Here is a 14,588-nt window from a genome sequence, read left to right as displayed (position 1 = left end):
GATACGTCCGAAGGCGCCCAGGATGGCCGAGCGGCTGGTCGAAGAGATCTTCACCGCGCTGGACGAACAGACCGTCGTAGTCCCGGGCACGGACGACCGCTAACGGGACCACCCAGTGACCGCCCACCGCCACCCTGCCGAGCCGCACCGACGTCCACGCCGTCATCGACAGCCTGACCTCCGAGACCGGCCGACGACCGAGCGTGCTGGCCCTCGCCACCCGCCTCGGCCTCGCCAACACCACCTTCCGCCGCAACTACCCAGACATCTGTGCCGAGCTCGCCGCCATCGCGCGTACGCCAAGCGGCACGACCGCAGCCGACGTTTACAGCAAAGTCCAGGCCAACAACGCCCGGCTGCGGCGGGACAACCGCGACCTCGCCGAACAGCTCGAACTCGCCATGGCCGCCATCCAGCGCCTGAGCATCGACAACGGCCTCCTGCGCGCCGCCCTTCACGATGCCCGCGCTGTCACCCCGCTGCCCCGCCGCCGATGACCGACTCCGCCGCCACCAATCAGGTGCGCCAGCGAGCTGTCATACAGCGAGTGCCGGATCAGTCCCACCAGAAATCCCAGCGGTTGGCACCAGTGATCCGCTCGGCATACGCGGCCAGCGTGTACGGTCTGCTGCTCTGCCAGATGTTGTCAGGGCAGAACGCAAAGTGCTCGGCCGCAACCAGCAGAGCCTCATGCTCGCTCACCGGTGGCGCGGCGACGCTGAGGTGCAGCGTGGAGAACCCGACCGCGACGACACGGGCTCCGAATCGGTTTTCCCAATCCCGGACGACCGCAGAGAATTTCGCGGTGTCGTTTTCGTAGTTGCAGGGGCCAGGCCAGCCCACGGCTGTCAGCGCTTCGGCACCGGATGGAGCGGCAACCAGTCCCAGACGTGTCCGCGGGCAGTCGGTGAGGAACGCCTCCGCGAACTCTGATGCCAGTTGCTCAGGGTTCGTTACCGTCCCCCGGCCAGCCGCAAGGCCGGGCCATACCTGTCCGAAGGGGGCCGTGACAGCGAGGCGCTTTTTGACGTCGAGCATGTCGTCGTCTTCATCGGCGGACGTGTAGGCCGCCCACCACTGTGCGAGGAGGCTGGCAGGATCATGGCTTGCCGGGGAGGACATCTGCTCAGGGAAGACCTCCCCTGATCCCCAAGGACGGAACTCGCCATCGTTCGGGTCCAGCGCCTCGAGGAGCAGCGGCCACAAGCCGGAACGTGCGTGTTCGGTGTACATCCGCGTCCACAGCTCAGGCGCGGCTGGCCCGTCACTGAGCCACAAAGGCTGTCGATCTCCGCCGCCTTCATCGGATGTGACCATCCGACCGGGCGGGAGCAGGCCATCAAGACTCGATCGGGCTTCAGGGTGCATGGGCCGGATGCTAGTGCTGCGACCAAGGGGTATCACTGAGAGGGTCCGAGCGATCGATCCTGCTACTCCTGAAATTCCTCCCGGCCTGTCGCTGATCTTGTGATGTCATCCGTCGAAACGGGTCCAGTCGACGGGGAGGTCGGCCAGCGGTTCCAGGGCGCTTCGGTGGGTGGCGCCGGCCCAGACATCGAATTCTTCGCCGTCCTCGCTGCTGACATGCACGACGAGTCCGGGGGCCACGTAGAAGTGCGTGGGTGCCCAGGGCCAGAAGGGACGCAGGGGGACAAGATGCAGTGCTTGGGTGAGCTGAGCGACTTGTGCAGCCGTGAGTCTGCGCGGCAGGGCCAGGTAGTCGGCCCCCATGGCAGCCTCGAAGAGGGAGAACTGGATCAGGAAGCCGCTGAGCGGTTCCTGCTCGGCGATCGGTTCCTCGTCGAATTCGCGGAACCAGACAGTCGGATCGGCCTCAGGCCCGTCGAGCGTCCACAGCAGTGACCAGAAGAAGCCTCCTTGGTTCTCGGCGCCGAAGACGAGCATCTCCCCCAGGTGATCGGTGTGCAGGTCTGGCTCGGGCAGGATGCTGTTCTGGGTTCCGAGGGCACCCGGCCGGTGCTTCGCGAGCTGGTGCAGGTGCTTCAGTCCAGCAGGCAGGCGTGACGGAGAACAGGCTGCAAGTGGCGCGGTGGCGCCAGCGGCGGGGTACCAGCCGGTGACGAACTGTTCCAGCGCTGCCGCACGGTCGCCGTTCACATTCCTGAGCCACTCCAGGCCCGGCAGGTCCACCGGGGAACGTGGTGGGCGTACCCGGCTGAGGAGTTGTCGACTCAAGGGTGCTTTAAAACGCAGTTCGCAGTGGGTGAGAACGCCGTCGGATGTGCTGGCCTGGCTCACCTTGGCAGTGCCGAGGTCCAAGACCTCTTCTCCGAGACGGACCGCGATGTAAATCGGCAACGAGCTTCCTGCCCTGTCCCAGGGCGACCCCATCAGTCGCTCTGTGACCGGGGCCGGTGCGGGTCCGATCAGACGTATCTCCTCAGCGCTCCACACACCGCTCCTGGCGGGTGCGTCTCTCGCTTCCAGGGTGATCACCGTCCCCGCCTGGCCTACAGCGATGCTGGCGCCCCCCACCAACAACGGTCCGGCGATCGCTGAGCCACCGAGGAGCACGGATATGCGCTCCTCATCGAACACCCGCGCCGGAATTGCGGCGGAGCCCTGATCAGTCATCCCCACATCATCGTCGACCACCACTGGGCATCCCTAATGTCTACCGGCTGCGGCCGTCACAAGATCAGCGCCAGAGCCGGTACCTCCCCACCCTGGCGGTCACGATTCTCCAGGGGGACGCCAAGCGTTGACGGTGCTCGTAACAGAAGCTGCCGGAGCTATGCCGAGATGATCTGGTATCCGACCGACCGCGAGGAAAACCCTTTGGCCGCCGGTGTTCCCTGCTGGAACGATCCTGGAATGACCGACCACCGTGACGCCGTCCTCCGCCTGTGGGGTCGCCAGCTCTACGAGCGTCAGGGCGAGCCACTCGCCTGGGCGGAGGCGGTGCTGGAGGCCACCGGTCGCTGTCAGCGCGGCGATGTCCGGCAGACTCGACGCCCTCACTGATTCCCCGTCGGGCCGCGCATGGCTGCTGTTCCGTTCGGTCGCCAAGCTGGCCGCGAACCTGCGGGGTGACGGCCGCTACGACGCGGACGTCGGCACCCGAATCGGCCCCCTGGCCCTGTGGCTGGGCGAGCTCGAACCACCGCTCGCCGGCCCGATCGGGGACGCACTCGGCCACCCGCCGGACGGGCCGACATCCCTCGTCACCGTCCACGCCGCCGAATTGAGCAGGAACCGCACGATCCGGTTGCGGGCGATCGACGCCCTGCTGGAGTGGGCCGAGCTCGGCCATCCGCAGGCCCGGGCGGCCCTGTCCGAGGCCGCCTCCGACCACCGGACGCAGGATGTCACCGTCTGGACCAAGGCACTCAACCGGATCGCTCTGTTCGGCGACGCGAGCGTCGAACCGGGCCTACTGCGCGCGCTCGCCGACACCGGGCACCGCGGGGTGCGGTGGTCGGCGCTCGCCTGTGCCGAACTCGGCTTCCGCCGGGCCGTTCCGCTGATCACCGCCCTGCTGGAGCATCCCGATCCGATGGTCCGCGAGGGCGCCTGCGAGGCGCTCGGCCTCCTTGAGGAACCGGCCGCCATACCCGCCCTGACAGCCCGGCTGAACGACGAGACCAACTGGGTACGCAGCAGAGCCGCCCTGGCGCTCAGCCACATCGGCGGCGACCGGGCACTCGCTGCGCTCTGGCAGGCCATGATCGAACGCCGGAACCCGAAGGCCAGTCATCTCGCCTCAGCCATCGCTGCCTTCGGCCCGCCGGTGGTGGACGCCCTGATCGCCCTGACCACGGATCCCGACCCGGACCTCCGCGCACTGGCTTGCCGCGCTCTCGGCTCCACCGCCGACGACCGGGCCCTGCCAGCACTGGAACGCCTCGCCGCCCACGACCTCGCCAGAACCATCCTCGGCGGCCTCGTGGCAACCGCCGCCAAACAGGGACTACGGACCGCGCACCGCATTCGCGCGCGCACCACATCGACCTGAGCTCGACGCTCGTCTCGACTGAGTCACTCCGAACCCCGTCGGTCGACCTGAACGGACAGCGGCTGGGCGTGAGACGGTGGGGAATTGTCCGACGTTTGACAGGGGAGAAATGACTGACCGTCGACACAGCAACATAGCGGTCAATCGGTCAATGCCAAACCCTGGCTGCAACACACCTTCCACGCCGGGGACATCGGTCCACTCGTGCAGCCACTCGTCCGCGATCGCCGGATCCGTGGTCGACGGGCACAGCGTCCACGGCGGCCCGAGCCGGTGGTAGGCGAACAGTTCCTCCAGCGCCCGCCCGAGACGTCGCGGTCGCCTACGGGGAGAACCCCGGCACCTGCCCGGTCCGCTGCTGGCTGGCCTGGAAGGACGCCGCTGGACTCCCCGCGGGGCTAGCCTTCCTGCCCGTCGACCAGAAGGGCCGCCTCGGCACCCAGTGGCTCGGGCCCGACGGGGAAGTCGCGGGCGGCCATCCACATGGTGAGGTCGCGGGCGATCCGATCGATGCTGGCCTCGGTGACGACGTCGTGTTCGCGGCGGGTGGTGTCGCGGCGGACGACCTCGTAGCCGCCTTCGTCCAGGACCGCGACGGAGGTGAACCAGGCCGGGTCGTCGGCGTCGGGCTGGATGACGACGAAGGTGTTGTCCGAACCATTGAGGTTGTCAATCATCATGACCAGTGCGTCCTCGGACGGGTCCTCGATGTGGCCGCCGCTCTCACTCTCGGCCCGGCAGTACGCGACTCCCATCCGCCCTGTCTCCCTCCACCTGATGGCCTGATCGCGGCCAGAATGACACGCGGAGCTGATACTCCCCTCAGGTCACAGCCATTCTTGACCGCGGTAATGAGAGCGGTCGCCTCGAAGCGGACCACGAGTGCCCCTCGCCCGCAGGATCGCGGGACTGTCAGGCGAGTGGAACGAATCGGTCCAGGAGAAACCGGGTCTTGCTGCCCGGTTCGATAACGGTGGACTCGACTCTGTAGCGACCCGCGTCAAGATCGAGCGTGATGCCCTCCGTGAGGGTGCCCACCTCGGTGCCCAGGTAGGCGGAGTCGAAGATGACGAGAGGCCCGGTGGTCCTCAACTCCGGCCCATCGATCCACTCCGCCGCGGCCAGCGACTCTGCGATCAAGTCGCCTACGCCCTCCTCGGTTTCCGCGTAGCACCATCGTGCGATGACTGCGTGCTCGGGCAGAACAGCCGTGGACATCGGTTCGTCCCCGAACACGAGGGCTTGGCCGCCGCCCGCCAGCATCAGGACAGCGACGCCGTCGACGACCTCACAGGCCCGGTCGTAGTCTTCGCCCTCAGTGCCACTCCACTGCGGCAGTGCGGTCGAGACAACGGCGACGAACGGGCCACCGTTCGTGTCATACCAGTTCAGAGCCATTTTCGTCCTCGGGGCAGCACAGGCGTCGATCGCATCAGCGTATGGCCCGATCAAGAGGGCGCGTTCTCACCGCTTCAGCTGTGCGAGGCGGTGACGAACAGCGGCCATGTCGCGGCGCTGACGACCTTCACCGTCGTGTGGGCGGTGCTCCCAGCTGCCCACGCCTCTCGCGGACCGCGCGACCGAGCAGAGCAGAGGCCGCGGGTGTCACGGGTGCCGTCGGCGACGTCCGTCACCGACCGCCTGGGCCTCTGAGCAACGGGCACAGGAGGCGGCCTCGCCGACGGGCAACGCGGCGCGGGCACAGGAAAGCCCCGGCCTCGTCGGGGAGGCCGGCCGGGGCCGATAGGGGGTGTGGGTGCGGAGGGCGGTCGCCTCTCGGCGGAGGGCTCCATGGGCTACAGGTGAGGCCCGGGGACACTGTCCCCTCCGCACCCACAACCAGTTGAACCCACAACCGCCTGGCGTTGTCTGGGCCACCGCCTGGGGGCTGCGCGGGGGCGTAGGAGGCTCCGAGCCGGTGCGCCTGTGAGGTCAGGAAGTCGGTGCGCCTGTGCGGTCAGGCTCGTGGCTCAGGTGCGGTTCGGCGCCGCCGTAAGCCACTGCCTCTCGCGGGCTCAGCCCTTCGCCAAGGCGGTACGCGTTCTCGAATGCCCCATCCTCGACTAGCTCCCGTGCCCGTGCCGTCGCGCGGTCCACGTCGCCGCGTTCCGCCGGGGGCAGCGGGGCGCCGGTAGCGGTGCGGACGGAGGCGGCGGTGCCCAGCAGCACCGCCGCCGGCTCCCCCGCGCCTGAGAGGGCAAGGGCTGCGGCCAGTCCCTCAAGAGCCAGGGCCACGGCTCGCGGGTCGCCCGTCGAGCGGGCCGTGGTGTACCCCTCCTGGTGCAGCGCCCAGGCCGCGTCCGCGTCTCCCCGGCTTTCGGCTATGAACCCGAGCTCGGCCAGGATCAGCGCGTTGGCACCGTCAAGGCCGACGTCCCGGTGCCAGTCCAGGACGGCCCGCAGATGCGTATCCGCTTCGCTCAGCAGGCCCTCTCGCCGAGCGCCGAGCCCGAGACCGAGCACGGCGTTGATCTCACCCGCGCGGAATCCGGTCCGGGCCGCGGAGTGCCGGGCGCGCTCGTGGTACTCACGAGCTGTGTCGAAGTCGCCGGTCAACAGTGCGTTCCGTCCTAGTCCGGACAGAAGGTCGGCCTCATGGGTGGCGAGTCCTAGCTCCCGAACGGTCTCCAGTGCGCGATGCTGCAGAGCGGCCGATCGGGCGTAGTCGCCGTGGATCTCGGCGACCGCCGCCCTCGGGTATACCGACCACAACTGCCCGTACGCGTCGCCGACCGCGTCGAACAGCTCCGCGCTCCGCGTCGCGTCCATCTGCGCCCCCGCCAGGTCCCCGGCCAGCAGCCGTTGCACCGACCGGTCGGAGAGGGCCGCTGCCTCGCCCCACGGGTCACCGAGTTCGCGGTACCCCGCCAGGGCCCGTCCCGTGAGTGCCTCGCCTTCGGAGAGACCACCTGTACCGCACAAGGTGTGCGCGAGGAACCACCGCGCCCACGTCAGCCCTGCGCTGTCGGCGATCTCCTCGTACTCCTTCAGCGCCACCTCGATACGCGACGCCCGGGCCTCGCCGTCACCGACCAGAATGGTGAGGCCCACCTGCCATACCCGAAGCCGGGCGCGCAGCTCGCTCGCCCCGCCGGCCAGTTCCAGCACCGACGTCACCCAGCGGCGCGCCTCGCCAAGGCGCCCACGTGCGATCCAGTACCAAGCGAGGGCGTCCACCAGCCGCAGCGCCTGCGCCGCGTCTGCCCGTTCGAGCGCTCCCTCGAGTGCCCAGCGAAGGTTCGCTTGCTCGGCGTCCAGCTTGGCCAGCCACCCGCGCTGCCCGTGCCCGCGCAGGAACGGCTTCGCGGTCTCGGCGAGTTTCGTGTAGTGAGCGGCATGCCGATGCCGTACGGTTTCGAGCTCACCGGCCTCCCGCAAACGTGCGACGCAGTACGCCCCCACGGACTCCAGGAGCCGGTACCTGTCGTCCGCGACCACGACCAGCGACCTGTCGACAAGGCGTACCAGGAGATCGAGTACGTCGCTCCCGTCGAGCCCGTCACCTCCGCACACCTCCTCGGCGGCCTCCGGCGTGCAGCCCTCGGCATGCACTGCGAGCCGCCGCAGCACCACCCTCTCGGGCCCGGTCAGCAGCTCCCAGCTCCAGTCGATCATCGCGCGGAGAGTTTGCTGCCGTGCAGGGCCGCCGCGCTGCCCGGCGCCGAGGACACGGAACCTGTCGTCGAGCCGGTCGAGGAGCCGATGCACACCAAGCGCCCGCACGCGTGTGGCCGCCAGTTCCAGAGCCAAGGGGATCCCGTCCAGCCGACGGCAGACCGCCGCCACCACGCCGCGGTTGCCATCGTCGAGCACGAAGCCGGGCGCGGCGGAGGCCGCACGCGCCGTGAACAGCTCGACCGCGCCCTCGGTGTTCAGCGGCGGCACGGCCCACAGGGTCTCCCCGGCGAGAGCGAGCCTCTCCTGGCTTGTGGTCAGGACGACGAGGCCGGGCGCGCTGCGCAGCAGCAGTTCGACGAGCGTGGCGGCTTCGTCCACGACGTGCTCGCAATTGTCGAGGACGAGCAGCATCTGCCGAGCACTCAACACGTCGGCGAGCCGCTCGGCAGCACTCCGGGGCACCCCGTTCTCGGGTCGCACGCCCCAGACCCCGTCGTCGCGCAGTCCCATCGTGACGGCGACGACCTCGGCCAGATCGGTGCCCGGGCCGGCACCGGCGAGTTCTACGAGCCACTCACCCTCAGGGAAGGTGTCCTTCAGCCGCCCAGTGACGGCCAGGGCGAGTCGGGTCTTACCGACGCCACCGGGCCCGGTCAGCGTGACGAGCCTGCGGCCGGAGATCAGTTCACTGACGTGGTTGACGGCGTCGTCCCGGCCGACGAGCTCACTGATCGGTGCGAGGACGTTGCCGCGGGGACGCGCGGCGGGGACGCTCGGCCCGGCCTCCTGCCGTAGCAGCTCGCCGTGTAGTTGCACGAGGTCCGGACTCGGGTCGAGGCCGAGTTCGTCGGCAAGCCGGGCCCGCAGGTCCTCGTACCGGGCTAGCGCCTCACTCTGCCGCCCAGCCCGGTAGAGCGCCCGCAGCTGTACGGCGCGCAGCCGTTCCCGTAGCGGATGCCGTTCCACGAGTCCGGCCAACTCGCCCACGAGGTGAGCGTGTTCGCCTGCCTCCAGCCGGGCCTCGGCGTGCTCCTCCACCACGGCGAGCCGGTCTTCCTCCAGTCTGTTCACGACCGCCCGTGCGAATGCCTTGTCCTCGAAGTCGGCGAACGCGGGGCCCCGCCACAGAGCCAGCGCTTCGGCAAGGAGCCCGGCCCGCGTACGTGCGTGCGGTGCCGTTCTGGCCCGCGCCGCAAGGTCGGCGAAGCGATGGGCATCCAACGCCGCGGGGCTGACGAGGAGTTGGTATCCGGGCGCGTGTGACGCGACGAGCCGGCGCGCGCCGGGTTCGGCGTCGTCGAGGATGCGCCGCAGCTGGGAGACCTTGGCCTGGAGAGCGCGTGTCGGATTCCCGGGTGGCTCGTCGCCCCACAGGTCGTCGATCAGCCGGTGAACGGCGACGGGCCGGCTCGGATCGACGAGCAGGGAGGCGAGCAGGGCGCGCACCTTGAGTTCCGGGACTCGAATGGGCCGCCCGTCATCCGTCCAGACGGCCGTCTCCCCCAGAATCCCGAATCGCATGCCGCCCACGGTATCCCGGACGCCCCGAACACACCCGAACAAAACCGTGACGGCGCCCGAGCCGGACCCGATGCGCAGAAGCGCACAGTTCCTACCAACGGAAGTCCGGAGCCACGGAACGCAGCCCGCGGACCGCGAAGTCCAGGACTCACCACGCGGGACACAACCCAAGGAGAAACCATCATGGGACGACTCACCGGCAAGACGGCACTGGTCACGGGCGGCAGCCGCGGCATTGGCCGGGCCATCGCGTTGCGACTGGCCGGGGACGGTGCCCGCGTCGCAGTGCACTACGCCTCAAACGAGACGGCGGCCAAGGAGACGGTGGCCGCCATCGGGGCCGCGGGTGGCAGCGCCTTCTCCATCCGTACCGAGCTCGGAGTTCCCGGTGACGCCGATACCCTGTGGAACGCGTTCGATGAGCACGCCGACGGCGTCGACATCCTGGTGAACAACGCGGGTATCGCGGGACCGGGGCTGATTCACGAAGTGTCGGAGGAGGACTACGACAAGGTCTTCGCGGTCAATGCCAAGGCGCCTTTCTTCGTCATCCAGAAGGGTCTGGACCGGCTGCGGGACGGCGGGCGTATCGTCAACATCTCCTCCGGTGTCACCAAGGTCGCTTTCCCCGGGATGACCTCCTACGCCGCGGCAAAGGGCGCGGTGGAGGTGCTGACGCTCACCCTCGCCCAGACACTCGGCTCACGCGGTATCACGGTCAACGCCGTCTCCCCCGGCACCATCGAGACCGACATCCACCCGTGGATGGCGGACTCCGAAGCCAAGGCACACGCAGCCCGGTTCTCCGTCTTCGACCGGGTCGGCCAGCCGGACGACGTCGCCGGCGTCGTCGCCTTCCTCGCCTCCGACGACAGCGGCTGGGTCACCGGCCAGAACATCGACGCCAGCGGCGGATCCGGCCTCGGGATCTGATCACGTGCCCACCCCGGACTCACGGAAGGACGGCTGCGCCATGCCCCACACCCTTCTCGTCGTCGGCCACCCGCGCCCCGACTCGCTCACCGCCCGGATATCCGCCCACCTGCACGCCCGCATCAAGGACAGCGGCGGCACCGTCGATGTACTGGACCTGTACGCCGAGAAGTTCGACCCGCGCCTGACCCCGGTCGACGAACCGGACTGGACGGACCGTGAGAAGCGGTACTCGCCCGAGGTCCACGCCCATAGGGAGCGCATCGCGGCCGCCGACGACATCGTCGTCGTCTTCCCGGTGTGGTGGTTCGGGCTCCCGGCCATCGTCAAGGGCTGGATCGACCGGACATGGAGCTACGGCTTCGCGTACGGACGGAGCAGGCCGCGCCTCGCCGGCAAGCGGATGGTGTGGCTGGGCCTGGCGGGCGGTTCCGCGTCGGATTACGGCCAGGCGGCGCTCGACAGAGCGATGGACACCCAACTACGTGTCGGAATATCGGAGTTCTGCGGCATCACCGACGCGAGGGTCCACCTGCTGCACGACACCGAGCTCTCCGGCGTCCCCGAGGGGTCCCGTCCCGGCCGGGTGCGGGAAATCCTGTCAGCCGCGGAGGCGGCCCTGAACGCACGCAACTGAGTGGGAACGGCACCGTGGCCACCCGACGGGCCCGCCCCGCCGGGTGGCCACGGCCGTTTCCACTCACCGGCTCGCCTCTCCTCCGCTGCCCGAAGCTCCGCCGACTGCCGCCGCTCCGGCGCGCCGTCGCGACGTGTCGAGCGCCGCCGCCCGAACGGCACCGCAACACCGTCCGAGCCGAACCCGAAGCACCGCACCGGAAGGTCATCCCATGACTTCGCCAACTTCCCCTCCTTCCCCGGCCTCTCCCCGCGCGGGGGCCCGTCAGTGGCTCGGCCTCGCCCTGCTCCTGCTCCCCGTCGCCTTGATGACCGCCGATCTCGGGGTGCTGTGGCTGGCCACCCCCTATCTGACCGCCGACCTGCGGCCCAGCAGCGCCGAAGTGCTGTGGATCACCGACATCTACGGGTTCCTGACCGCCGGCCTGCTCGTCATCATGGGCACGCTCGGTGACCGCATCGGCCGCCGCAGGCTGCTGATGGCCGGATCGGCCGGCTTCGTGGCGGTCTCGCTCGTCGCCGCATACGCGCCCAACCCCGAGACCCTGATCACCGCCCGCGCCCTGCTCGGCGTCGCGGGGGCAGCTGTCCTGCCGTCCACACTCGCACTGATCAGCCATATGTTCACCGATCCGCGCCAGCGGGCCACGGCGATCGCCATGTGGGTGAGCGCCCTCTCGGTGGGCCTGGCCGTGGGACCGATCGTCGGCGGCGTCCTGCTGGACAGCTGGTGGTGGGGCTCGGCGTTCCTCATCGGCGTACCTATCATGGTTCCGGTCCTCGCCGTAGCCCCGGCGCTGCTGCCCGAGTACCGCGACCCCTCGGCCGGCAGACTCGACCTGGCGAGCGCCCTGTTCTTTCTGCTGGCGGTGCTTCCTCTGGTGTACGGCATCAAGGACATGGCCGAGCACGGCCCGGGCGTCTCGGTGGCGGCGGCCTCCGCCACCGGGCTGGCCTTCGTCATTCTCTTCGTCCGTCGGCAGAACCGGCTGGAGCAGCCCTTTCTCGATCTGCGCCTGTTCCGCAGCAGGGCCTTCACCGGCGCCCTGCTCACGTTGCTCCTCGGGATGACAGCGCTGAACGGTGTCGAGTACCTGGTCCCGCAGTACCTTCAGGCGGTGGCGGGGCAGTCACCGCTGGAGGCGGGCCTCTGGCTCCTGCCGGGCGCCGCGGGTCTGGTGGCCGGTTCGCAACTGACGCCGGTACTGGCGCGGCGCGTCCGCCCGGCGTACGTACTCTCCGGTGGCCTGGCGGTCTCCCTCACCGGTTACGCGACGATGATCGTGGCCACCGGTGTCGTGCCTACGTCGACCGCGCTCGCGGTGATCATGTTCGGTGTCGCCCCGATCAGTGTTCTCGGGACGGTCCTCGCGGTCGGATCCGCCCCGCCGGAAAGGGCAGGCGCAGCAGCAGCCACCGGTCAGACGGCCTACGACCTGGGTCTGGCGCTGGGCATCGCGGTCACCGGGAGTGTGGCTGTCGCGGTCTACCGCAGGGGCATTCCCGCGGACGCCCCGCCGGAGGCCCGCGACACGCTCGGCGCGGCACTGGCAGCGGCCGAACGCCTACCGAACGGTTCGGAACTGGTCACCGTCGCCCGCGAGGCGTTCACGGCGGGGCTTCAGACCGCGGCTACGGTGAGCGCGGCCTTCGCCCTGGTGACCGCGGCACTGGTGATGACGCTCCTGCGCCACATTCCGCCGATCCCGGCAGCGGCCCCCGACGAGACCCGCGCACCCCGTCGCAAGGACCATCACCAGGAAGGGGAGCCTGCCGTGAACCGTTGACGAAGGACCGGCCGCGGCAGCACGCGCCCGAACGCGGCGCCTGTCATGTCCGTGGCGTGATCGACGGGAAGGCCCACCCCTTCTCGCCGACCCGGTCGGCTGCTTCACGGGAGTCGCTGCTGTGAACGCTTCACAAGGCAGCCGGTCATGGAACTCAACGGTCACCCGCAGCGGCGTCGCAAGAAGGCGTAGTCCCGCTCCCACGGCGGGAAGTCCGCCGGCATGGCCCCCCCCATTTGGCTCCGTTGTCGACCGAGGAGTCTGGCCTGGTCGATCTAGGGCGTGTGTCGGAAGTGCTTTAGATTGGCTGACGTGAGCGTGCGGGGGCAGAGGTACAGATATGTCGGACCGGTTGAGCTGAAGGCTGCGGTCCGCCCCGGCATTGGCGGGTGCCCGATCAGCTCGGCAACTGACTTCGACGGCTGGATCGCTGGGCGATCGGCAGCAGAGCTGACCGAGCCGTTCACCTTCGTGGTCGGCACGGATGGTGTGCTTCGGCTGGCGCCGCGGCGAAGCGAGCACGTGGCCTGCGCTGGCGGGGACATGGTCCTCAGTGCCGGCGAGATCAGCTTCATGCGCGAGGCAGACCGATGGACCGTGGGCGAGGTCAGCAATCAGTCCACCGGATACTGCCCGGACATCACCTCCTGGTCGGCAGTCGCTCATGCTCTGGACGACGTAGAACTTGGGAGGCCCTCCGGCTTCACCCACGAGGTGGCGTTCCGGCGCTGCCCCGACTGCCAGGAGCACAACATCGTGCGCGAGCACGACTTCGTCTGCGTCTTCTGCGGCAGCGGTCTGCCGGAGGCGTGGAACGTGGATCCCGCCGTATGACGGTCGGGGGTCACAGCCACTCGTTGATGGCAGCGACGAGGACAGTCGCTTCGTAGCGGACTGCGAGCTTCTCGTACCGCGTGGCGACGGCGCGGTGCCTCTTGAGCCGGTTGATCCCGCACTCGACCGCGTGACGTTCGCGGTAGTCGATCAAGTCGAAGCGCGGCGGCCGGCCGCCGCGAGAGCCGAGCTTCCGACGGTTGCGGGCCTGGTCGGCCTTGTCCGGGATGGTGCAGCGGATCCCGCGGCGGCGCAGGTAGGCACGGTTTCTGCGGGAGGCGTACGCCTTGTCGGCCCGCACACGGTCGGGGCGGACGCGTGGCCGGCCCGGTCCGATGCCGGGCACGCGGACCTTCTCCAGCACGGGTTCGAAACTACGGCGAGTCCCCGCGCTGTTCTGCCGTGATTACGATCGCCATGGGCTTCTCGCCCTGCTCGACGGCCAAGTGCAGCTTGGTGGTGAACCCGCCGCGCGAGCGCCTCAGTCCGTGATCGTGGGGCTCGGTGAAGACGCCGCCCGGTGGTTCCTTCTGCCGGTCACCGTGGATGCGGGCCCCAGCCGCATGCTGGTGGGCGCGGCAGACCGTGGAGCCGACATTCAGGTCCCACGTAATCACCCCCTTCGTCTCCGCCAGCGCCTGGAGTCGGCTGAGGATCCGGTGCCAGGTGCCATTCCGCTGCCATCGGCGGGAGAGGTCATAGACCTGGCCCCACGGCCCGTACGCGACGGGGACGTCCCGCCACGGAACGCCGGTCCGGACCCGGAACCGTATGCCGTCGATCAACTGCCGCCGAGGCCAGACAGGCGGCCGCCCCGCCTTCGTGCCCTTCGGTAGCAGCGGCTCCAGCACCGCCCACTGCTCGCCATGAAATTTCCCCGACCCATGAACCGTGATCATCCACAGTCCAAGATCCACTTTCGACACAGGGCCTAAAGGTTGTTGCAGAAGGGGGTTGAAGATCGCGGAGCACTTCACAGCCCGCGTCACGAGCACTCCCGAAACCGGGCAAGTTGACACCGTTGGGGACTCGGATCATGGCGCATATTCGGCATTCATCCAGTTTTACAACAGCCTTTAGCCTCGAAGTTTCATGACGGTCCGCCGATGGAGTTGGTGGGCCGTTTTCGTGTGGTGGGCTGAGGGTGGGCAGGCCGGGGGCCCGAGTGTCGTCTCGGGGTGGCGCCGGGTTCCACTGCTCCGGTTTCGGGTTGCTGTCGTAGGGGCGGCAAAGTTGCTGGTCAGCCGGGGTTCGGCAGGAGTGCGAGCCGTTCGAGGGCGTCG

The 14,588-nt window shown here is 69.1% G+C and carries 13 protein-coding genes; 7 read left to right on the top strand and 6 right to left on the bottom strand.

Annotated elements, in window-relative coordinates; all coding sequences use genetic code 11:
* Positions 1-203 precede the first annotated feature (203 nt).
* Positions 204-497, top strand: a complete 294-nt coding sequence (locus tag ACZ32T_RS37080) for a hypothetical protein (protein ID WP_467371951.1) — start codon at positions 204-206, stop codon at positions 495-497.
* Positions 498-555: 58 nt separating this feature from the next.
* On the opposite strand, the gene ACZ32T_RS37075 is transcribed toward ACZ32T_RS37080, so the two are convergent.
* Together ACZ32T_RS37075 and ACZ32T_RS37070 are read right to left on the bottom strand one after the other, a co-directional pair.
* Positions 556-1,368 carry a DUF4253 domain-containing protein gene (locus tag ACZ32T_RS37075; RefSeq protein WP_467371949.1) on the bottom strand — a complete coding sequence of 271 codons (813 nt, stop codon included), beginning with the start codon at positions 1,366-1,368 and terminating at the stop codon, positions 556-558.
* 105 nt (positions 1,369-1,473) lie between these two features.
* The gene (locus ACZ32T_RS37070; RefSeq protein ID WP_467371947.1) at positions 1,474-2,619 is read right to left on the bottom strand and encodes a hypothetical protein; all 1,146 of its coding nucleotides are present in this window, start codon (positions 2,617-2,619) and stop codon (positions 1,474-1,476) included.
* A gap of 216 nt (positions 2,620-2,835) precedes the next feature.
* Between ACZ32T_RS37070 and ACZ32T_RS37065 the strand changes: the two genes are divergently transcribed.
* Together ACZ32T_RS37065 and ACZ32T_RS37060 are read left to right on the top strand one after the other, a co-directional pair.
* The gene (locus tag ACZ32T_RS37065; protein ID WP_467371945.1) at positions 2,836-2,985 is read left to right on the top strand and encodes a hypothetical protein; all 150 of its coding nucleotides are present in this window, start codon (positions 2,836-2,838) and stop codon (positions 2,983-2,985) included.
* Positions 2,957-3,976: a HEAT repeat domain-containing protein gene (locus ACZ32T_RS37060; protein WP_467371943.1), complete on the top strand. Its 1,020-nt coding sequence runs from the start codon at positions 2,957-2,959 to the stop codon at positions 3,974-3,976. The genes ACZ32T_RS37065 and ACZ32T_RS37060 overlap by 29 nt, the downstream gene beginning before the upstream one ends.
* A gap of 398 nt (positions 3,977-4,374) precedes the next feature.
* On the opposite strand, the gene ACZ32T_RS37055 is transcribed toward ACZ32T_RS37060, so the two are convergent.
* From ACZ32T_RS37055 to ACZ32T_RS37045, 3 genes are all read right to left on the bottom strand, one after another.
* On the bottom strand, positions 4,375-4,731 hold the full coding sequence (locus ACZ32T_RS37055) for a hypothetical protein (RefSeq protein ID WP_467371941.1): 357 nt from the start codon (positions 4,729-4,731) through the stop codon (positions 4,375-4,377).
* Positions 4,732-4,888: 157 nt separating this feature from the next.
* A complete protein-coding gene (locus ACZ32T_RS37050) occupies positions 4,889-5,374 on the bottom strand; it encodes an Imm21 family immunity protein (RefSeq protein WP_467371939.1) in 486 nt (161 codons plus the stop codon).
* A 534-nt stretch (positions 5,375-5,908) separates the two neighbouring features.
* Positions 5,909-9,115 carry an AfsR/SARP family transcriptional regulator gene (locus ACZ32T_RS37045; RefSeq protein ID WP_467371937.1) on the bottom strand — a complete coding sequence of 1,069 codons (3,207 nt, stop codon included), beginning with the start codon at positions 9,113-9,115 and terminating at the stop codon, positions 5,909-5,911.
* A 183-nt stretch (positions 9,116-9,298) separates the two neighbouring features.
* On the opposite strand from ACZ32T_RS37045, the gene ACZ32T_RS37040 reads away from it, so the two are divergent.
* The 4 genes from ACZ32T_RS37040 to ACZ32T_RS37025 all read left to right on the top strand — a co-directional run bounded on the left by ACZ32T_RS37040 (position 9,299) and on the right by ACZ32T_RS37025 (position 13,305).
* Positions 9,299-10,048 (top strand): SDR family oxidoreductase, encoded by a 750-nt coding sequence (locus tag ACZ32T_RS37040; RefSeq protein ID WP_467371935.1) that lies wholly within the window; start codon positions 9,299-9,301, stop codon positions 10,046-10,048.
* Between the two features lie 40 nt (positions 10,049-10,088).
* A complete protein-coding gene (locus ACZ32T_RS37035) occupies positions 10,089-10,685 on the top strand; it encodes an NAD(P)H oxidoreductase (protein ID WP_467371933.1) in 597 nt (198 codons plus the stop codon).
* Positions 10,686-10,896: 211 nt separating this feature from the next.
* Positions 10,897-12,471: an MFS transporter gene (locus ACZ32T_RS37030; protein WP_467371931.1), complete on the top strand. Its 1,575-nt coding sequence runs from the start codon at positions 10,897-10,899 to the stop codon at positions 12,469-12,471.
* 312 nt (positions 12,472-12,783) lie between these two features.
* Positions 12,784-13,305 (top strand): hypothetical protein, encoded by a 522-nt coding sequence (locus ACZ32T_RS37025; protein ID WP_467371930.1) that lies wholly within the window; start codon positions 12,784-12,786, stop codon positions 13,303-13,305.
* Between the two features lie 10 nt (positions 13,306-13,315).
* Here the strand turns inward: ACZ32T_RS37025 and ACZ32T_RS37020 are convergent.
* A protein-coding gene (locus ACZ32T_RS37020) for an IS5 family transposase (protein WP_467371953.1) occupies positions 13,316-14,204 on the bottom strand; the annotation gives its coding sequence in 2 pieces (ribosomal slippage) (positions 13,316-13,681 and positions 13,683-14,204; 888 coding nt in all).
* Positions 14,205-14,588 lie beyond the last annotated feature (384 nt).

This window comes from Streptomyces sp. NPDC023573, from assembly GCF_055559735.1.
Note: the sequence above shows the minus strand (reverse complement) of the source record. Positions and strands in the feature narration are given on the sequence as shown.